Annotated in this window: 17 protein-coding genes; 12 read left to right on the top strand and 5 right to left on the bottom strand. The window is 67.9% G+C overall.

The features are described from left to right. Positions 1-139 precede the first annotated feature (139 nt). Together HH212_RS06870 and metF are read left to right on the top strand one after the other, a co-directional pair. Positions 140-493 (top strand): phage holin family protein, encoded by a 354-nt coding sequence (locus HH212_RS06870; RefSeq protein ID WP_169434728.1) that lies wholly within the window; start codon positions 140-142, stop codon positions 491-493. After that, on the top strand, positions 480-1,313 hold the full coding sequence (gene metF / locus HH212_RS06865; protein ID WP_169434727.1) for a methylenetetrahydrofolate reductase [NAD(P)H]: 834 nt from the start codon (positions 480-482) through the stop codon (positions 1,311-1,313). Before HH212_RS06870 ends, metF begins: the two co-directional genes overlap by 14 nt. 36 nt (positions 1,314-1,349) lie before the next feature. On the opposite strand, the gene HH212_RS06860 is transcribed toward metF, so the two are convergent. Next, positions 1,350-1,952, bottom strand: coding sequence for a 5-formyltetrahydrofolate cyclo-ligase (locus tag HH212_RS06860; RefSeq protein ID WP_229217613.1), 603 nt, complete (start codon positions 1,950-1,952; stop codon positions 1,350-1,352). Between the two features lie 94 nt (positions 1,953-2,046). Here HH212_RS06860 and HH212_RS06855 point away from each other — a divergent pair, with 94 nt between their 5' ends. The 5 genes from HH212_RS06855 (at position 2,047) to HH212_RS06835 (ending at position 7,971) form a co-directional block, all read left to right on the top strand. Then, complete coding sequence (locus tag HH212_RS06855; protein WP_229217612.1) at positions 2,047-4,161, top strand: lytic transglycosylase domain-containing protein; 2,115 nt, start codon at positions 2,047-2,049, stop codon at positions 4,159-4,161. A gap of 11 nt (positions 4,162-4,172) precedes the next feature. After that, on the top strand, positions 4,173-5,159 hold the full coding sequence (locus HH212_RS06850) for a complex I NDUFA9 subunit family protein (RefSeq protein ID WP_169434725.1): 987 nt from the start codon (positions 4,173-4,175) through the stop codon (positions 5,157-5,159). A gap of 56 nt (positions 5,160-5,215) precedes the next feature. Beyond that, positions 5,216-5,932: a glutathione S-transferase family protein gene (locus tag HH212_RS06845; protein ID WP_169434724.1), complete on the top strand. Its 717-nt coding sequence runs from the start codon at positions 5,216-5,218 to the stop codon at positions 5,930-5,932. A gap of 14 nt (positions 5,933-5,946) precedes the next feature. Further along, positions 5,947-7,113, top strand: coding sequence for a tRNA nucleotidyltransferase/poly(A) polymerase-related protein (locus tag HH212_RS06840; RefSeq protein WP_170205310.1), 1,167 nt, complete (start codon positions 5,947-5,949; stop codon positions 7,111-7,113). A 192-nt stretch (positions 7,114-7,305) separates the two neighbouring features. Continuing rightward, positions 7,306-7,971 (top strand): GNAT family N-acetyltransferase, encoded by a 666-nt coding sequence (locus HH212_RS06835; protein WP_169434723.1) that lies wholly within the window; start codon positions 7,306-7,308, stop codon positions 7,969-7,971. Positions 7,972-8,100: 129 nt separating this feature from the next. Here HH212_RS06835 and HH212_RS06830 read toward each other — a convergent pair whose 3' ends face one another. Genes HH212_RS06830 through HH212_RS06820 form a run of 3 tightly spaced genes read right to left on the bottom strand, consistent with a single transcriptional unit; the run spans position 8,101 to position 11,398 of the window. Beyond that, positions 8,101-9,072: a carbohydrate kinase family protein gene (locus HH212_RS06830; RefSeq protein ID WP_170205309.1), complete on the bottom strand. Its 972-nt coding sequence runs from the start codon at positions 9,070-9,072 to the stop codon at positions 8,101-8,103. A 40-nt stretch (positions 9,073-9,112) separates the two neighbouring features. After that, entirely contained in the window at positions 9,113-10,321 is a 1,209-nt protein-coding gene (locus tag HH212_RS06825; protein WP_169434722.1) for an AGE family epimerase/isomerase, read from the bottom strand. 57 nt (positions 10,322-10,378) lie between these two features. Continuing rightward, complete coding sequence (locus tag HH212_RS06820) at positions 10,379-11,398, bottom strand: LacI family DNA-binding transcriptional regulator (protein WP_370663912.1); 1,020 nt, start codon at positions 11,396-11,398, stop codon at positions 10,379-10,381. A gap of 352 nt (positions 11,399-11,750) precedes the next feature. On the opposite strand from HH212_RS06820, the gene HH212_RS06815 reads away from it, so the two are divergent. From HH212_RS06815 to axe2C, 5 genes are all read left to right on the top strand, one after another. Then, entirely contained in the window at positions 11,751-13,043 is a 1,293-nt protein-coding gene (locus HH212_RS06815) for a sugar MFS transporter (RefSeq protein ID WP_169434720.1), read from the top strand. A gap of 101 nt (positions 13,044-13,144) precedes the next feature. Next, the gene (locus tag HH212_RS06810) at positions 13,145-15,400 is read left to right on the top strand and encodes a glycoside hydrolase family 3 C-terminal domain-containing protein (RefSeq protein WP_169434719.1); all 2,256 of its coding nucleotides are present in this window, start codon (positions 13,145-13,147) and stop codon (positions 15,398-15,400) included. 85 nt (positions 15,401-15,485) lie between these two features. Next, positions 15,486-16,856, top strand: coding sequence for a glycoside hydrolase 5 family protein (locus tag HH212_RS06805; RefSeq protein WP_229217611.1), 1,371 nt, complete (start codon positions 15,486-15,488; stop codon positions 16,854-16,856). Further along, positions 16,853-18,097: a glycoside hydrolase family 27 protein gene (locus tag HH212_RS06800; RefSeq protein ID WP_169434718.1), complete on the top strand. Its 1,245-nt coding sequence runs from the start codon at positions 16,853-16,855 to the stop codon at positions 18,095-18,097. The genes HH212_RS06805 and HH212_RS06800 overlap by 4 nt, the downstream gene beginning before the upstream one ends. 4 nt (positions 18,098-18,101) lie before the next feature. Next, positions 18,102-19,244, top strand: coding sequence for a bifunctional acetylxylan esterase/glucomannan deacetylase AxeC2 (gene axe2C / locus HH212_RS06795; RefSeq protein WP_229217610.1), 1,143 nt, complete (start codon positions 18,102-18,104; stop codon positions 19,242-19,244). A 114-nt stretch (positions 19,245-19,358) separates the two neighbouring features. Here the strand turns inward: axe2C and HH212_RS06790 are convergent, their stop codons facing one another. Further along, the gene (locus tag HH212_RS06790) at positions 19,359-19,859 is read right to left on the bottom strand and encodes an Lrp/AsnC family transcriptional regulator (RefSeq protein ID WP_169434717.1); all 501 of its coding nucleotides are present in this window, start codon (positions 19,857-19,859) and stop codon (positions 19,359-19,361) included. Positions 19,860-19,873: the final 14 nt, after the last annotated feature.

The following is a 19,873-nucleotide window of genomic DNA, read 5'->3' as shown; positions in this document are numbered from 1 at the left end:
AGGCGGCGGCATCGCGTCCGCCTTGCGCTGCCGTTCCGGACCATCTTGCGCGGTCCGGTCCAGCCGGCCTGAGCCGGCGTTCCGCCCGGGACGCCGCCGTGAGGGCCGCCGGACCGGCTCGCCTTCACGAAAGATCCACATGCGCTTGCTCGTTACCTGGTTGATCAATGCCGTCGCCCTGATGGCGCTGCCTTACCTGATGCATTCCGTTACCGTCACCAATGTCGGCGCCGCCCTGGTCGCGGCGCTGGTGCTCGGCCTGGTGAACACCCTGATCCGTCCGCTGCTGGTCGTGCTGACCCTGCCGGTGACGGTGGTGTCGCTCGGACTGTTCATCCTGGTGATCAATGCGCTGCTGTTCTGGCTGGTGGCCCAACTGGTCGCGGGTTTCCACGTCGCCGGATTCTGGTCGGCCTTCCTGGCGGCCATCCTGTACAGCATCATTTCGTGGGCGCTTTCCACCTTAATACTGAAAAAAGATGGCGACTCCTGACATCAGCATCGAGTTTTTCCCGCCCAAGACGCCCGAGGGCGCGGAAAAATTACGCACGGCGCGCCAGCAGCTGGCGACGCTCAATCCCAAGTATTTTTCGGTGACCTTCGGCGCCGGCGGCAGCACCCAGCAGGGCACGCTGTCCACCGTGCTCGACATCCAGGCCGAAGGTTTCCAGGGGGCGCCGCACCTGTCGTGCGTGGGCGCCACCCGCGACTCGATCCGTGCCATTCTGCGCGAACTGCATGCGCACGGCATCCGCCGCATCGTCGCCCTGCGCGGCGATCTACCCAGCGGCTATGGCGGCGCCGGCGAATTGCGCTATGCCAGCGACCTGGTCGAATTCATCCGCTTGGAAACCGGCGACTGGTTCCATATCGAGGTCGCGGCTTACCCGGAAATGCATCCGCAGGCGCGCTCGCCGCAGGACGACCTGCAGAACTTCGCGCGCAAGGTGCAGGCCGGCGCGAATGCCGCCATTACCCAGTACTTCTACAACCCGGACGCCTATTTCCAGTTTCTGGACAACGCGGCCAGGATGGGCGTGGACGTGCCGGTCGTGGCCGGCATCATGCCGATCACCAACTACACGCAGCTGATGCGCTTTTCCGAGATGTGCGGCGCCGAAATCCCGCGCTGGATCCGCCTGAAACTGGCCAGCTTCGGCGACGACAGCGCCTCGATCAAGGCCTTCGGCCTGGACGTGGTCAGCAGCCTGTGCGAACGCCTGCTGGCGGGCGGCGCGCCGGGCCTGCATTTCTACAGCATGAACCAGGCGGCGGCCACCACCGCCATCTGCCGGCGCCTGCAGGGTGCCTGACGCATCCGGCCGCGTTGCTGCATCAAGCGGCGCGGTTCAGGTGACGGAACTGGTTTCCGTCACGATCACGTCCAGCGGCACATCGTGCGTCCCGTGCGTGAACACCGCCTGCTGGTTGCTGTAGGCAATCCCGAGCGTATGCGGCCGCGGCGTGGTCTCCAGCGTGCGGTCGTAATAGCCGCCGCCATAACCGAGCCGGTAGTTTTCCGCATTGAATCCCAGGCACGGGATCAAGAGGGCAGGGGGGCGCCCGACGAAGCGCAGCGCGGCCGGCACCTGCACCCCCATCCGGTCCGGGATCATCGCTTCGCCGGGCGTCCATTCCACGAACGCCAGCGGCGCATCGCGCTCCATCACCACCGGCAGGCACAGGCGCAGGCCGGCCCGGTGCAGTTCGGCATAGGCGGCGCGCAAGTCCGGTTCGCCGGCCAGCGGCCAGTACACGCCGAGGCCGTCGACCTGGCGCAGCCGCCACCAGGCCAGCACCTGGGCGCCGATATGCGCATCCCATTGGACCTTGATTGCGGGCTCGAGCACCCCACGTGCCGACTTGAGCGCCTTGCGCAGCGCCGCCTTGGCCGCTTGCCGGCTGGCGGCATCGGCGCCGGCTTCCTGTGACAATTGTTTCGCGCCCGCCACGCTTGCCCTGGAGTCTGGCAGGCCGTCGGGACCGCATGGTATTCTTGATTCGCCGGTCATGGATGATATGAAGCGTACATTGAAAGTTGGTTTGATGTTCCCATCGAAATTGTTTGCCGGCGCCGGCCGGGTCGTCACCGGCATGGCCGCCAGCCTGCTGGCGATCGGCGCCGCACCCGGCGTTGCCGCCCAGCCGGCGTCGGCCGTGGTTCCCGCCGCTGCTGCCCCCGCCGCTGCGACCCCCGCCGCTGCCGCCGTCCCCGTAAATGCCGCCACTGCCGGCGTTCCCGCCGCCGTCGCCGCAGCGCCAGTCACCGCGTCCGGCGTCGCCGTTCTGGCTGCGACGCCCAGCGACATCCTGCGCGAGCAGGACGACTTGTTTGCGCAACTGCGCGAGGCAGCGCGCCAGAACGATGCCAGCCGCGCCATCGCGCTGGCCGACCGCCTGCCGAACTACGCGATCGCCTCGTATGTCGACTATTATCGGCTGAAACCGCGCCTGGGCGACGCCACCAACGAGGAAGTGCTGGCCTTCCTGAAGCGCTACCAGGGCAGCGCCATCGCCGACCGCCTGCGCAACGACTGGCTGCTCGAACTCGGGAGAAAGCGCGACTGGTTCAATTTCGACCGCGAACTGCCGCAATTCGTCCTCAACGACGATTACCAGGTGAAATGCTACGCATTGCTGTCGCGCGCCAGCAGGGGCCAGAACGTGGCGGCCGAGGCGCGCGTCCTGCTCGACAACCCGCCGCAGTACGGCGAAGCCTGCAACGCCCTGGTAGGCCAGCTGGTGCAGTCCGGGCAGTTCAACAATGCCGATACGTTGGCGCAGCTGCGCCTGGCAGGCGAAATGCACGCCACCGGTCCGGCCAAGCGCTCTGCGCTGCTGCTGGGCGCGTCCGACACGCGCGCCGCCCAGGCCGTCGACGTGCCGGCGGTGGCGATGGCGCGCGGCCTGGGCGACAGCCGTGCCGAGCATGAAATCTACCTGGTGGCGATCGGCCGCATGGCGCGCACCAGCATGAAGCTGGCGACGGTGGCGCTGAACAAGAACCTGTCCAAGCTGTCCGCCGAAGAACAGGCGATCGGCTGGTCGAACGTGGCGCTGGCCGCATCCCTGACGCTGGCGCCGGACGCCTGGGATTACTGGCAGCGCGCCGCCGGGGCGCCCCTGTCGCCGTTCCAGGCCGAATGGAAGACCCGCATCGCGCTGCGCCGCGGCGACTGGAAAACGGTGCGCGCCACCATCGACGCCATGCGTCCGGCCCAGCGCGAGGCGCCGGCCTGGCTGTACTGGATGGGACGCGCGCTGCAGGCCGAGGGCCGCCAGGAAGATGCGCAAGCGCTGTTCCGCCGCATCGCCAGCCAGAACAGTTTTTATGGACAGCTGGCGATGGAAGAGCTGGGCATGCAGATCAGCATTCCCGCCAGCGCCGCGGCGCCGAATCCGGCCGAACTGGCGGGAGCGGCGGCCGACCCGGGTTTCAAGCGCGCCCTGAAATTCTTTTCCATGCGCATGCGCTTCGAAGGCACGCGCGAGTGGAACTGGGCGCTGCGCGACTTGTCCGAGCGCCAGTTGCTGGCGGCCGCCGAGTACGCGCGCCAGAACGACATCCTCGACCGCATGGTGAACACCTCGGAGCGCACGCGCACCGAGTTCGACTATACCCAGCGCTTCCCGGCGCCGCACAACGACATCCTGCACCCGACCGCGCAAAGCCTCGGGCTGGACCGGGCCTGGGTGTATGGCCTGATCCGCCAGGAATCGCGCTTCATCACCGACGCCCGCTCCGGGGTCGGGGCGTCCGGCCTGATGCAGGTGATGCCGTCCACCGGCAAGTGGGTGGCGGAAAAGATCGGCCTGGTCGACTACGGACACGGCATGCTCAACGATATCCGCACCAACATCCTGCTCGGCACCAATTACCTGAACATGGTGCTGAACAATGCCGAGGGCTCGCAGGTGCTGGCCACGGCCGCCTACAATGCCGGCCCGGGCCGCTCGCGTACCTGGCGCGGCTTGCTCAACGCGCCCATGGAGGGCGCCGTGTTCGTCGAGACCATTCCGTTCGAGGAAACCCGCAACTACGTGCGCAACGTGATGTCGAACGCGACGAACTATGCCGCGTTGTTCGACAAGCGTCCGCAGTCGCTCAAGGCCCGCCTGGGGACGATCACGCCGCGCGCCAGCGCCACTGGCCTGCCTTGAGGAGAGCGAGCATGCACGAACCGACCGTGGTCCTGATCGGGGGAACCGGCTTCATCGGCAGCCACCTGGCGGCGCGCCTGTCACAGCATTCGGTGAACGTCGTGGTGGCGGCGCGCCACCAGGAGCGCGCCATGCACCTGATGCCGCTGCCCGGTATCGACATCGTCCAGGCCGACGTCCACGACGACGAAGCGCTGCGGCGACTGCTGGCGCGGCCCGGCATCGACGCCGTCATCAACCTGGTCGGCGTCCTGTATGCGCGCCGCGCCAGCCCCTACGGCCCGGAATTCCGGCGCGCCCACGTCGAGCTGCCGCGCCGCATCGCGGCCGCCTGCGCCGCCGCCGGCATCCCGCGCACCCTGCACATGAGCGCGCTGGGCGCCGATGCCGCCGGACCGTCGATGTACCAGCGCTCCAAGGCCGACGGCGAAGCGGCGGCACGCAGCCGGCCCGAGGTCGCGGCCACCATCTTCCGTCCTTCGGTGGTGTTCGGCGAAGACGACAATTTCTTGAACATGTTCGCGCGCCTGCAGCGCCACCTGCCGCTGGTGCCGCTGGCCAGCGCCGGTGCGCGCTTCCAGCCGGTGTACGTCGGCGATGTCGCCGAGGCCTTCGTACGTGCGCTGCTGGATCCCCACACGCGCGGCAAGACGTATGAACTGGGCGGCCCGCGCACCTATACGCTGGGCGAACTGGTGCAATTGGCCGGACGCTACAGCGGCCACGAGCGGCGCGTGCTTCCCTTGCCGGATGCCCTGGCGCGCTTGCAGGCCATGTTCTTCGAGCTGTTGCCCGGCACGCCGCTGATCAGCCGCGACAACCTCGACTCGATGCGTGTGGATAATGTTGTCAATCCGACACAATCAGCCGATCCGGCGCATCAAGCCTTGACAGCGGAAGCGCTCGGAATCAAGCTCACGGCGCTCGAAGCGGTGGCGCCGCAATACCTGGCGCCGCCCGGCGGCCTCGATGTCCTGCGCGCACGCGCCGGACGCTGAGCCGCGCATCCCTTTGCCCACGCCATCGTCCACCTACTTGCCACCCTAGCCACGCCATGCAGACAATCGAACTCGACCCGACGCTCACCCAGACCCTCGACCAGGCGCGCCAGGCCGGCCTGACCCTGGTCATCGGCAACAAGAATTATTCGTCGTGGTCGATGCGGCCGTGGGTGGCGGCGGTGGCGTCCGGCATCCCGTTCACCGAGGTGCGCGTGCTGCTGGATCAGCCGGAAACCTCGGCCAACATCGCGCGCTACTCGGCCGCCGGCCGGGTGCCGGTGCTGCTGGCCGGTGAGATGACGATCTGGGACAGCCTGGCGATCTGCGAGTACCTGGCCGAGCAATTCCCGGATAAACACCTGTGGCCGCAGGACGTGGCTGCGCGCGCGCTGGCGCGTTCGGTGGTGGCCGAGATGCATTCCGGCTATCCGGACCTGCGCACCGCGATGTCGATGAACATCAAGGCGCGCCTGCCGGGCCGCGGGCGCACGCCGGGCGCCCAGGCCGACATCGGCCGCATCTGCGAGGTCTGGGAAGAGTGCCTGGCGCGCTTCGGCCACCACAACTTCCTGTTCGGCGACTTTTGCATCGCCGACGCCTATTTCGCGCCGGTGGTGACGCGCTTTAAAACCTATGGCGTGGCGCTGGCGCCGGCACTGCAGGCGTATTGCGAGCGCGTGCTGGCGCACCCGGCGGTGGCGCGCTGGGTCGACGAAGCGATGCAGGAAACCGAGATCGCCGCCGGCCACGAAGACCAGATGCCGGACTGACGCGCGTGGCAGCGATGCGATCGTACATCGTCGGCGGCGCGGTCCGCGACGACTTGCTGGGATTGCCGGTCAAGGACCGTGACTGGGTCGTGGTCGGCGCCACGCCCGAGCAGATGGTCGCGCAGGGTTTTCGTCCGGTCGGCAAGGATTTTCCGGTGTTCCTGCATCCGCACACGCAGGAAGAGTATGCACTGGCACGCACCGAGCGCAAGACCGCGCCCGGCTACCACGGCTTCGTGTTCCATACCGCGCCCGAGGTCACGCTGGAAGACGACCTGGTGCGGCGCGACCTGACCATCAACGCCATGGCGCGCGCCGAGGACGGCGGCATCGTCGACCCGTACGGCGGCTTGCGGGATCTGCAGGACAAGGTTTTCCGTCACGTCTCCGAGGCATTTGCCGAAGACCCGGTGCGTATCCTGCGCCTGGCGCGCTTCGCCGCGCGCTTCGCCGAATTCACGGTCGCCGCGCCGACCATGGCGCTGATGCGCGCGATGGTCGAGGCGGGAGAGGTCGACGCGCTGGTGCCGGAACGGGTATGGCAGGAACTGGCGCGCGGCTTGATGGAACGCACGCCGTCGCGCATGCTGGCGGTGCTGCGCGATTGCGGCGCGCTGGCGCGCATCCTGCCCGAGCTGGATGCGTCGTCGGACGCGCCGCGGCATGCGCACATCGCCGGCGGCACCCATGTGGCTGGCGCCCGCATGGCGGGCGTGATCGACCGGGCCGCCGCACGTGAGCTGTCCTTGCCGACGCGTTTCGCCGCGCTGATGCAGGCCCTGGATGCCGAGCCGATCCAGGCCGCCTGCAAGCGCCTGCGCGTGCCCAGCGATTGCCGCGATCTCGCCGTGATGACGGCGCGCGAACGCGACACGCTGGCGAACGCGCTGGCATTGCCTGCGGAGAACCTGGTTACCCTGTTCGAACGCTGCGACGGCTTCCGCAAGCCGGAACGTTTTGCGCAGATGCTGCTGGCCGCCGCATGTGAGGCGGCGCAGCCGTCGCACGCGCATGCCTATCCGCAAGGGTCGTACCTGCTGCGCGCCCTGGACGCGGCGCGCGCCGTGAATGCCGGCGAGGTGGCGGCCCGTTGCGCCGACGACAAGGCGAAGATCCCACACGCCGTGCATGCGGCGCGGGTGGCGGCGGTCGAGGCTATCCTGGACGCCATCCGCGACTGAAAGCGGTCCGTGAGCGCTTTGACTCGCCTACCTGGTGCTTTCTACCGGCTCGGCGGGCACCATGTCATCCAATGATTGCGCAAAAAAGACGCTTTCGCCGCAACCTGCACGCATATCCGATCAAGCACAGCCGTCATCCGGGTAATCCATTACAATGACGCGATTGGTGCAGTGCACAAAACAGGTTCGCAAATGACGCAGGACAATCCACTCCGCCGCTGGCTGCACAACCTGGCCGGCAAGAACGGACGCCAGCCGGTCCTGGTCAAGGTACTGGGCGAGCGCGACCGGCGCCGCGTGCTGCGCCACTTCATGGCGCTCGACACCAGCGATCGCCTGCTGCGCTTCGGCAGCATGCTGCCCGACGCCCAGGTCGAAGCCTATGTGGCCAAGCTCGATTTCGCCAACGACATCGTGTTCGGCGTGATCGACCGGCCATTTCACCTGGTCGGCGTCGGCCATCTCGCCTTCAGCGCGCGCGATGCCCATCCCGGCAGCGTGCGCGATACCGACAAGGAAAAGGTCGCGGAGTTCGGCGTGTCGGTGTCGAAGAGCGCGCGCGGGCAGGGCGTCGGCACGCGCCTGTTCGAGCGCGCCGCGATCCACTGCCGCAATGTCGACGTCGATACCCTGTACATGCAATGCCTGGCCTCGAATCGCACCATGATGCATATCGCCCGCAAGGCCGGCATGGAAATCAAGCGCGAATACGGCGAAGCCGACGCCCACCTGCACCTGCCGCCGCCCAGCCCGTCGAGCGTGCTGGCCGAGGCGCTGGAAGAGCAGATCGCCAAGATCGACTACACGGTCAAGGCGAATGCGCGGGCGGCGTTCAAGTTGTTTTCGACGAAGAAGTGACGTTCCGCGAAAACATGCGCGCCGTCGTCCCCGCGAAGGCGGGGACCCATGCTGAGTAAAACGCAGTGGTAACGCTGAGCATTCCGCTACAGTGACCATGCATGGGTCCCCGCCTGCGCGGGGACGACGCTAGGGCATGCGCGCCAGCAGTGCTTCGATCGTCTCCAGCCCCGGCGGCGTCGCGCCGGCGGCCAGGCAGGCCGCCGCGCCGGCTGCGACCGCGAAGCGCAGGTGCGCCAGGCCGTCGCGCCCGGGCGCATGCAGCATGCTCCAGGCCAGCGCCGCTATGCTGGCGTCGCCGGCGCCGACCGTGTCGGCCACCTCGATGCGCGGCGCCGCCACCGACCAGCTTTCCCGTGCCAGGTGCAGCGAAGCGCCGGCCGCGCCCTTGGTGTACAGGTAGCAGGCATCCGGGTTCCAGGCGCGCAGGCGGGCGAAGGCGGCATCGGCGTCATCCGTGCGGAACAGGCCGGTCAAGTCTTCTTCCGATACCTTGATCACGTCGGCCAGCGCCGTCATGCAGCGCAGCGTGGCGTCGTAGCGCTCGTCCATCAAATTGCGGAAATTCGGGTCGTAGCTGATGCGCACGCCCTGCGCCTTGAGCGATTCGGCCAGGGCCACCAGCTTGCCGGCCAGCGGCTGGCGCGCCAGGCTGATGCCGCCGAAGTGCGCCCAGCGGCAGGCCGCGCGCCAGCCGTCCGGCAGGGTATGCGCGTCGAAATGCAGGTCGGCGCTGTCGTCGCCGATGAAGAAATAGCTGGGCGGATCGAGCCGGTGCACGATCGCCAGCAGCGGCGATTTGTCCACGCGCTGCAGCAGGCGCAGGTCGAGGCCGGCGGCGCGGCTTGCCTGCCACAACTGGTCGCCGAACACGTCGCGGCTGACCGCGCCGGCGAAGCCGCTCGGCGTGCCCAATCTCGCCATGGCGCGCGCCACGTTCCAGGTCGAGCCGCCGACCAGGCTGGTCCAGCGCGTCGCGCCTGCACCCGCCGCGCCGGGGTCGACGATCATGTCGGTCAGCGCCTCGCCGGCCGCCACGAACGCCGGAAATTCGCCGGCGGCGCCGTTCTCCGGCGCGCCGCTGCCTGCTGCTTGCTCCATCATTGCCTCGTCCATCGATCACTCGCGTTCATGGATACGTTCACTGGTCGATCACGTTCAGCACCTCGTAGCAGGCGCCCATCGTGTGGTAGTCGACCTTGCCGGCCGGGCTTTTTTCGTCGGTCAGCTTGGCATTGTCCGGCGCCAGGATGCGGTACCAGGCGCCATGATCGTGGTCGACGAAGTGGTTCCAGCTGTAGGTCCACAGCCGGTCGTACCAGTCCCAGTACGCCTTGTCTCCGGTGCGCGCGCCCAGCAGGGCGGCCGCCGCCAGGCTTTCGGCCTGCACCCAGAAATACTTGTCGGCGTCGCAGATGCTGCCATCCGGCGCGAAGCCGTAGTGGATGCCGCCGTGGCGCTCGTCCCAGGCGCTGGACAAGGCCGCGTCGAACAATGCGCGTGCACGCGGCAGCAGCCAGCCGGCATCGTTCTGCAGATGGTCCTTGTGGCGCTCCATGATCAGGAGCAGCTTGGCCCATTCGGTCAGGTGGCCCGGCTGGTAGCCCCAGGGGCGGAAGATGTTGGTCTTGTCGTCGCGGTTGTAGTCGGGGTCGACCGACCAGTCGGCGTGGTAGTGTTCCCACACCAGGTTGCCGTACAGGGCGGCCTGGCGCACCGTGATGTTGTGCGCCAGCGTCTCGGCGCGCTGCAGGTAGCGCACGTCGGCGGTCGCCTCGAAGGCGGCCAGCAAGGCTTCGCAGGCGTGCATGTTGGCGTTCTGGCCGCGGTAGGACGACAACTGCGACCAGTCGGCGCTGGCCTCGTCGGCGTACAGGCCATGCTGCGCTTCCCAGAAATGGCGTTCCATCAGGTCGACTGTTTCGTCGATCCAGGCGCGCGCCTCGTCCACGCCGGCCATCAGCGCATGCGCGTAGGCCAGCAGCACGAAGGCCAGGCCGTAGCAGTGGTTGGTGGCGTCCAGCACGCGCTTTTCGCCTTGCGGCCAATCCAGCAGCCAGGCGTAGCCGCCGCTGGACGGGTCGCGGTGCGCTTCGCGCAGGAAGCGCAGGCCGTGCAGCATGCGTTCGCGGTCGGCCTGTTCACCGAATTGGCGCCAGGCCATGGCGAAGTTGAACACGAAGCGCGTGCTGCTGACCAGGTGGCGCGTGCGGGCGTCGTAGACGCTGCCGTCGTCCTTGTAGAAGTGATAGAAGCCGCCGCTGGGGTCGACGCAGCGCGGGTCGTAGAAGGCGCGGGTATGGCGGATGTGGCGCAGCAGGAAGTCGCGCGATCGGAAATCTGGAAGCATGTTCAACGTCTCTGTAGGGTTGTCGCCGGCCTCGATGGGAGCGGCGTCGTTAAAAACTCATTTGCGCGGCCGGAAATCCTCGCACACGGTGCTGGCGCGCACCACCAGCTCGACCGGCGCCACCTTTTCCAGCGCCGGCTCCTGGGCGCCGCGCAGCAGCAGCTCGACGCCGAGCGCGCCCAGTTGCTTCTTGTCGACGCGCAGCGTGGTCAGGGGGCGGTGGCCCAGCACCGCGCTGGCGATGTCGTCGAAGCCGGCGATGGACAGGTCGTACGGCACGCTCAGGCCGGCTGCCAGCGCGCAGCGCATCGCCACCAGGGCGGCGGCGTCGTTGTAGCAGAACACCGCGTCCGGCGGATGGGGCAGCGACAGCAGCGACTGCATCGCTTCCTGGGCGCCGGTCTCGAAGTCGACGCCGTCGGGCAGGCTGACGTCCAGTCTCGGATCGGCCAGCATGCCGGCCTCGAACAGCGCCTGGCGGTAGCCGCGGTTGCGCTCGCGCACGCTGTAGTGGCTGAGCGAGCCGGAGATCATGGCGATGCGCTCGCGTCCCAGTTGGACCAGGTGCCGGGTGGCGAGGTAGCCGCCCATGTGGTTGTCCGGATTGACGGAACTGTAGCCGCGCAGCTTCATGTCGATCAGCACCAGCGGCTTGCCGCTGGCGCGCAGCGCGGCCAGCAGTTCCGGTTCGAAGAAGCCGGCGCACACGATCGCATCCGGCGCATGCATGCGCAGCTGGTCGTTGACGCCGTCGGCCGGCCCCACCGCCATGAACGACAGCACGATGCCCTGCTTGCGGCAGGCTTCCTCGGCGCCGTGCAGCACCGGCGAATAGAACGGGCTGCTGGCGGCGGTGTTGTGCTGGCGGTGCAGCAGAAAGGCCAGGCGGCGGATGCGCTTGCGGCGCAGCTTGCAAAAGTCGTAGCCGAGCTCGCGTGCGGCGCTCAGCACCATCTGGCGCGTGTGTTCGGTGAGGCCGGGCTCGTTCTTGAGGGCGCGCGAGATGGTGCCGGTGGACACGCCGGCGTGCTTGGCCAGGTCGCGGATGGTGACCGGCGCAGGGTAGTCGGGATTCACGCTGTCTCCGATATTGTTGTGGTCGATGCGCATCGTCAGTGCTGTCGGCGCATGGCAGGCGGTCGTTGCCGCCTTTTTATTGTGCAGTCTTGCATATCGCCATGACAACGGTCAAACCCGTGTTTGCACTTTCGAGCAAGTTTAGCCGGCTTTACTAAACAGCTTATTACGGGTATTGTCCAGAGTGCCACGAAATCGATTTCATGAGCAGGACGGATGAGGATGGCAACTGTTTAGTGGCGCTCGCTAAACTTGGCCAGGAAACAATCCTCCATTTGACCCTGTCAAACTGCTTATGCACAATATTTCGAATAAAAAAGTTGTAATTACACAAAAATTATCAGGAGACACCATGGAACGCGTTTCATCGCCGGCGCTCGCGCCGCTCGACCATGCCCAGCCGGCCAACACCGCCTTTCCGCTGACCGTCGTCACCATCCTGTTCTTCATGTGGGGTCTGCTGACTTCGCTGAACGACGTGCTGATCCCGCACCTGAAGTCGATCTACACGCTGACCTACGTGCAGGCGATGCTGGTGCAGTTCTGTTTCTTCGGCGCCTACGCCATCGTGTCGCTGCCGGCCGGCATGCTGATCCGGCGCATCGGCTACAAGCACGGCGCCGTGACGGGTCTCGCCATCGCCGCGGGCGGCTGCGCGCTGTTCTATCCGGCGGCCACCAGCGGCTACGGCCTGTTCCTGTTCGCCTTCTTCGTGCTGGCCGGCGGCATCACCATCCTGCAGGTGGCGGCCAACCCGTACGTGACGGTGCTGGGTGCGCCGGCCACCGCGTCCAGCCGCCTGAACCTGACGCAAGCCTTCAATTCGCTCGGCACCACGCTGGCGCCGGCGCTGGGCGGCCTCTTGATCCTGTCCGGCACCGTGCTCGGCGCCGACGAACTGGCGCGCCTGCCGGCCGCGCAACAAGTGGTCTACCAGGCGCACCAGGCGGCGGCGGTGCAGGGGCCGTACCTGGTCCTGGCGGCGGCGCTGCTGGGCCTGGCCGTGCTGTTCGCGCTGGTGCGCCTGCCGGCGATCCGCGACGGCGCCGCCGGCGCGGCCGCGGCGGCCGGTTCGCTGTTGCAGCACAAGCACCTGGTGCTGGGCGCGGTCTGCATCTTCGTCTACGTGGGCGCCGAGGTCAGCATCGGCAGCTTCCTGATCAACTTCCTGGGCGAGGCGCGCATCGCCGGCCTGGCGCACGCCGACGCCGCCCTGTACGTCAGCTACTACTGGGGCGGCGCCATGATCGGCCGCTTCGTCGGCTCGCTGGTGATGCGCCGCGTCAGCCCGGGCCGCGCGCTGGCCTGCAACGCCGCGCTGGCGATCCTGCTGGTGCTCACCGCCACCTTCGGCAGCGGCCGCACCGCCATGTGGGCGCTGCTGGCGGTCGGCCTGTGCAATTCGATCATGTTCCCGACCATCTTCAGCATGGCGCTGCACCGCCTCGGTCCGCTGACCGGCCAGGCGTCCGGCGTGCTGTGCATGGCCATCGTCGGCGGCGCCATCGTGCCGTTCGTGCAGGGCGCGCTGGCCGATGCGCTCGGCCTGCAGCCGTCGTTCCTGGTACCGGCCGCGTGCTACGCCTTCGTGCTGTACTTCGGCGCCAGGTATGCGCGCCTGTACTCGCACGGCCCGGCCGCCTGACCGTTTCAACGCCGCCGCGCTCGGGCCATGCCGGCCGCGCGGCGGTTCCACGCCATACCGCCACCACCATCCCAGAACTCGATAGAGAGAGGCACCGTTCCATGCGTTTCCGCCACCAGCACGTCCTGACTTCCGCCGCCGCCGCCATCGCCATGGCCTTCCCCCTGCTCGCCGCCGCCGCGCCCGCCACCCCGCCGGAACCGGCGCAGAAACCCTGGCTCGACCGCGCCCTGGGCGCCGACCAGCGCGCCCAGCTGGCCGTCAAGGCCATGACCCAGGAAGAAAAGCTGCGCTGGGTATTCGCCTACTTCGGCCACGACTTCAACGGCAAGGCAAAGATCGCGGAAGCGCTGCCGCAATCGGCCGGCTACATCCCCGGCACCCCGCGCCTGGGCCTGCCGGCGCTGTTCGAGACCGACGCCGGCCTGGGCGTGGCCTCGCAGGGCGGTCCCAAGGTGCGCGAGCGCACCTCGCTGCCGTCGGGCCTGATGACGGCGTCGAGCTGGGACCCGAAGGTGGCCTACGCCGGCGGCGCCATGATCGGTGCCGAGGCGCGCGCCTCCGGCTTCAACGTGATGCTGGCCGGCGGCGTCAACCTGCTGCGCGAACCGCGCAACGGCCGCAACTTCGAATACGCCGGCGAAGACCCGCTGCTGGCCGGCACCATGGTCGGCAATGCCATCAAGGGCATCGAGTCGAACCACGTGATCTCGACCCTGAAGCACTTCGCGCTGAACGACCAGGAAACCGGCCGCAACGAACTCGATGCGCGCATCGACAAGGCGGCGCACCGCATGTCCGACCTGCTGGCGATGGAAATCGCACTGGAGCAGTCGGACGCCGGTTCGGTGATGTGCTCGTACAACCGGGTGAATGGTCCCTACGCCTGCGAGAACGGCTACCTGCTCAACGACGTGCTGAAGCGCGACTGGGGTTTCAAGGGTTTCGTGATGTCCGACTGGGGCGCCACCCACAGCACCGTGGCTGCCGCGAACAACGGCCTGGACCAGCAGTCCGGCCATGAGTTCGACAAGTCGCCGTACTTCGGCGGCGCGCTGCAGGAAGCGGTCAAAACCGGCGCGGTATCGCAGGCGCGCCTGGACGACATGGTCACGCGCATCGTGCGCACCATGTTCGCCAAGGGCGTGGTCGACCACCCGGTCAAGGAGGGCGGCGCCATCGACGCCGCCAGGAACGTCGCGGTCAGCCGCGCCACCGCGGAAGAGGGCATGGTGCTGCTGAAGAACGACGGCCGCGTGCTGCCGCTGGCGAAGACGGTGCGCACCATCGCCGTCATCGGTGGCCATGCGGACGTCGGCGTGCTGTCCGGCGGCGGTTCCTCGCAGGTGTATCCGGTGGGCGGCATGGCGGTGAAGGGCTTGCTGCCGGCGACCTGGCCGGGCCCGGTGGTGTACCACCCGTCCTCGCCGCTGCGCGCGATCCAGGCGCTGGCGCCGAACGCGAAAGTGGTCTACGACGACGGCACGGATAAAGCGCGCGCCGCACGCGTGGCGGCCCAGGCCGACGTGGCGCTGGTGTTCGCCACCCAGTGGATCGGCGAAGCCAACGATGCCGAATCGCTGGCGCTGCCGGACCGCCAGGACGACCTGATCGCGCAGGTGGCCGGCGCCAACGCGAAAACCGTGGTGGTGCTGGAAAACGGCAGCCCGGTGGCCATGCCGTGGCTGAACAAGGTGCCGGCGGTGCTGGAAGCCTGGTACCCGGGCAGCGGCGGCGGCGACGCCATCGCCAACATCCTGTTCGGCGCGGTGAACCCGTCCGGCCACCTGCCGGCCACGTTCCCGGTCTCGGAGCAGCAGCTGCCGCGGCCGAAGCTGGACGGCGACCCCAAGCAGCCGGAAATGCAGTTCGCCATCGACTACACCGAGGGCGCCACGGTCGGCTACAAATGGTTCGACCAGAAGGGCATCAAGCCGCTGTTCGCGTTCGGCCACGGCCTGTCGTACACGACGTTTGCCTATTCCGGCCTGGGCGCGCAGATGAAGGATGGCCGCCTGCACGTGCGTTTCAAGGTGACCAACACCGGCAGCGTGGCCGGCAAGGACGTGCCGCAGGTGTACGCGTCGCCGCTGGGCGCCAGGTGGGAAGCGCCGAAGCGCCTGGCCGGCTGGGACAAGGTCGCGCTGCAGCCGGGCGAATCGAAGGAAGTCGAGGTGACGGTCGAGCCGCGCGTGCTGGGCATGTTCGACGAAGCCTCGCGCACCTGGCGCATTACCAAAGGCAAGGTCAAGCTGATGCTGGCCGAGGACGCCGCCGGCACCAACGCCAGCAGCGTGACGGTCGACGTGCCGGCCGCCACCCTCGATGCGCGCGGACGCCTGCAGGCCGGCCGCTGATCCATCCTTTTATTCTGGAGCGAACATGAAACACGGGATCGTTTTCGCTGTAACCCCTGCTGTAAAACCTGCTGTAACCTCTGCTGTGAAACCTGCCGCCTTCAAGCCGGCGATCGCGCTGGCGGCGGCCGTCATGGCGGGCGCGCTGGCGGCGGGCAGCGCCGGTGCGGCGCAAAGCGCGCCGCAAGGCATGGCCGCCGCGCCCGACGCCGCCTTCGTCGTCGTGCAAGGCACGCATTTCGTGCGCAACGGCCAGCGCTACTACGTGGCCGGCACTAACCTCTGGTACGGCGGCTACCTGGGCGCGCCGAGCGGCGTCGGCCAGCGCGCGCGCCTGGTCAAGGAACTGGACCGCCTGCAGGCGCTCGGCATCAACAACGTGCGCGTGCTGGCGGTGTCCGAAAAGACCGACATGAAGAGCGCGGTCAGCCCGGCCACGACGAGTGCGCCCGGCCAGTACGACGAGGAATTACTGAAAGGGCTGGATTTCCTGCTGGCCGAACTGGGCAAGCGCGACATGACCGCGGTGCTATACCTGAACAACTTCTGGCAGTGGTCGGGTGGCATGACCCAGTACCTGAACTGGTTCACGGGCAGCGCGGCGCACGACCCCAACGTGAGCAAGGACTACGAGCGCTTCATGGCGGAGAATGCGCGCTTCTACGGCAATGCGAATGCCCAGTCCGAGTACCGGCGCGTGATCGCGCGCATCGTCAAGCGCGTCAACAGCGTCACCGGCAAGGCTTACCGCGACGACCCGGCGCTGATGGCCTGGCAGCTGGCCAACGAGCCGCGTCCCGGCAACGCCAAGGCCGGCAAGGAGCAAAAGGCGGCCTACGTGCGCTGGATCGCCGAGACCGCCGGCTATATCCGCTCGCTCGATGGCAAGCACATGGTCAGCAGCGGCAGCGAAGGCCTGGCCGGTTCGGCCGAGGATGGCCAGCTGTACCTGGACGCGCACCGCACGCCGAACATCGCCTACCTCACGTACCACCTGTGGCCGAAGAACTGGGGCTGGTTCGATTCGAAGCAGCCCGATAAAACCTGGGCCGGCATGATGGACAAGAGCCTGCGCTACCTGAACGTCCACGTCGACTACGCCAAGACCCTGGGCAAGCCGATCGTGCTGGAAGAATTCGGCATGGACCGCGACGGCGCCTCGTTCGACATCGCCGCGCCGACCACGGTGCGCGACCGCTTCTACGGCGAAGTCTTCAAGCTGGTGCAGCAGCGCGCCGCCGCCGGCGACCCGATCGCCGGCTGGAATTTCTGGGCCTGGGGCGGCGCCGGGCGTGCGGCGAATGCCGATTACTGGTGGAAGCCGGGCAACGACTTCGTCGGCGATCCGCCGCAGGAAGAGCAGGGCCTGTATTCGGTGTTCGACAGCGACGCCAGCACCCTCAAACTGATCCAGGCATCGGCCCAGCGCCTGCGCGCCATCGGAGGCAAGCCATGACGGCGAAACGCAGGCTGCACGGCGCTCTGGCCGGGGCGCTGGCCGCCGCACAGCTGGCCTGCATCGGCCTGGCCGCCCCCGGCGCCGCCTGGGCGCAACAGGCCGGCGGCCTGGCCGCCACGCCGCAGATGGGCTGGAACAGCTGGAACAAATTCGCCTGCAACATCGACGAGAAGCTGATCCGCGAGACCGCCGACGCCATGGTCAAGCTCGGCCTCAAGGATGTGGGCTACCAGTACATCAACATCGACGATTGCTGGCACGGCAGCCGCGATGCCGACGGCAACATGCGCCCGGACCCGCAGCGCTTCCCGTCCGGCATGAAAGCGCTGGCCGACTACGTGCACGCGCGCGGCCTGAAGCTCGGCATCTATTCGGACGTCGGTGCCACCACCTGCGGCGGCCGGCCCGGCAGCCGCGGCCACGAATACCAGGATGCGCGCAGCTACGCCGCCTGGGGCATCGACTACGTCAAGTACGACTGGTGCGACAGCAAGGGCTTGAATGCGGTCGGCGCCTACACCACCATGCGCGACGCCATCAAGGCGTCCGGCCGCCCGATGCTGCTCAGCATCTGCGAATGGGGCGAGAACAAGCCGTGGGAATGGGCGCAGGACGTGGGCCAGTCGTGGCGCACCACCGGCGACATCTACCCATGCTGGGATTGCGAGATGAACCATGGTTCCTGGTCCGCCTTGGGGGTGCTGCGCATCCTCGACAAGCAGGCCGGCCTGCGCAAGTACGCCGGTCCCGGCCACTGGAACGATATGGACATGCTCGAAGTCGGCATGGGCATGACCGAAGACGAGGACCGCGCCCACTTCTCGCTGTGGGCCATGCTGAATTCCCCGCTCATCCTCGGCAACGATCTGCGTTCGATGCCGGCCCCGGTACAGGGCATCATCGGCCGGCGCGAGGTCATCGCCATCAACCAGGACCCGCTCGGGGTGCAGGCGCTGCGCTTTTATAACCAGGGGCAGGTCGAGCTGTGGGCCAAGCCGCTGGCGGGCGACGAGTGGGCCGTGATGATCCTGAACCGCGGCGAGGCGCCGCTGCCGTACCGCTGGGACTGGAAGCAGCACCGCATCAGCGACGATCTGAGCAAGCGCGAGGTCGATTTCAATAAAGACACCTGGCGCTGGCAGGATGCCTGGACCGGCAAGCGCGGCGATACGGATAAGCGCCTGGACGTGACGGTGCCGGCGCACGGCGTGGTGCTGTTGCGCCTCAAAAAGGCATAGCGGAATGAGTACCGGCAAACGCCACGCCGCAGGCGCCCGCTTACCGTCCGGACGGCGTTTGGCGCGCGCGGCGCTGGCGCTGCTGGCCGGCGCGGCCGCCATGGCGGCAGCCGCTGCGGCCCTTGCTGCAGCAGCCGATGCCGCTGCGCCAAGCGCCGCCATGGCCAGCATGCGCGCCGACGACGCGCGCGTGCTGCGCATGGGCCGCACTGTCGCCGCCGGGGATGGCGCGTTGCGCTTCGGCTATCCCGGCGTGACGCTGACCGTCGAATTCGAGGGCACCCGCCTGGCGGCCGATCTCGCCGGCGGCGCCGGCAGCCTGCTCGACGTGCGCGTCGACGGCGGCACCCCGTTCACGCTGCGTCCCGGCACCCGGCGGCGCAGCGTGGCGCTGGTCGAACATGCGGCGCCGGGACGGCACCGGGTCGAGCTGCTGCACCGCACCGAGACCTGGCTCGGCGTGGTGACGGTGGCGCGCTTCGCCACCGACGGCCGCTTTCACGCACCGCCGCCGCTGCCCGCGCGCAGCATGCTGGTGCTGGGCGACTCCGTCACCTGCGGCGCCGACATGGAGCGCGGCCCGGGCGACAAGAACGACCCGAGCTGGTGGAACGCCGGCGCTTCCTACGGCATGCTGCTTGGACACGCCCTGGGCGCCCGGGTGCAGCTGGTGTGCCATGGCGGGCGCGGGCTGCTGCGCAGCTGGAACGGCAACACCGACGAATACCAGTTGCCGGCCTTTTACGAACTGGCGATTGCCGACGCCGCCGCACCGGCGCCGTGGCAACAAGCCGATGACCGGGCCGATCTGATCCTGGTGGCGATCGGTACCAACGATTTCAACCAGGGCATTCCCGAGCGCGAAGCCTGGGTCGGCGCCTACGCCGCCTTCGTGCGCCGCCTGCTGCGCGACCATCCGCAGGCGCAGGTCGCGCTCACCGAAGGCGCCATCCTGGACGGCGAAAAAAAGGCGGCGCTCACTGCCTACCTGCGCGAGACGGTGGAACGGGTGGCGGACGCGCGCGTGCACGCGATCCCGTCGCTGCACCATCCGGGCGATGCGCAGGATGCGCATCCGACCACGCCCCAGCACGCGGCCATGGCGCGCGAACTGGCGCCGCACCTGCGCCGCCTGGCCGGCTGGTAAACGGTATAAACAATAAAAAACACCCCGGCGCGGCCATCGCGCCGGGGTGTCGGCCGTGCATCAGTGGGCGGCATCCGGCTATCGGCCAAGCGCTGCGCTTGCCGGCGGATGTCCTCACACCAGCGGCAGCGCCGTGGTTTCCTTGATGCGCTGCAGGGCGAAGCTCGACTTCACGTCCAGCACTGCCGGATGGCGCAGCAGCGTGCTCATCATGAAGCGCGAGAAATGTTCCATGTCTTCCACATGCACGCGCAGCAGGAAATCCATTTCTCCGGTCATCGCATAGCAGGCCACGACTTCGGGCCAGGCCGATACCGCTTGCGCGAACTCGAAGCGCGGCGAGGTCGCCGGCACGCGCGCGTTCGGCGCGCCTTCGCTGTGCTTTTCCAGGCGTACGTTCACATAGGCCAGCAGGCCGAGACCGAGCTTGTCGGGGTCGAGCAGCGCCACGTACTGGCGGATGACGCCGGCTTCCTCGAGCCGCTTGATGCGGCGCAGGCAGGGAGAAGGAGACAGGCTGACGCGTTCGGCCACGTCCTGGTTGGACAGGCGCCCATCCGATTGCAGGATGGACAGGATTTTGCGGTCGGTTTTGTCCAGTTCGATTTTTGACATGAATTCCTCTTGAC

The sequence above is a fragment of the Massilia forsythiae genome, from assembly GCF_012849555.1.
GTDB classification, from domain to species: Bacteria; Pseudomonadota; Gammaproteobacteria; order Burkholderiales; family Burkholderiaceae_D; genus Telluria; species Telluria forsythiae.
This window is presented reverse-complemented; position numbering and strand designations above follow the sequence as displayed.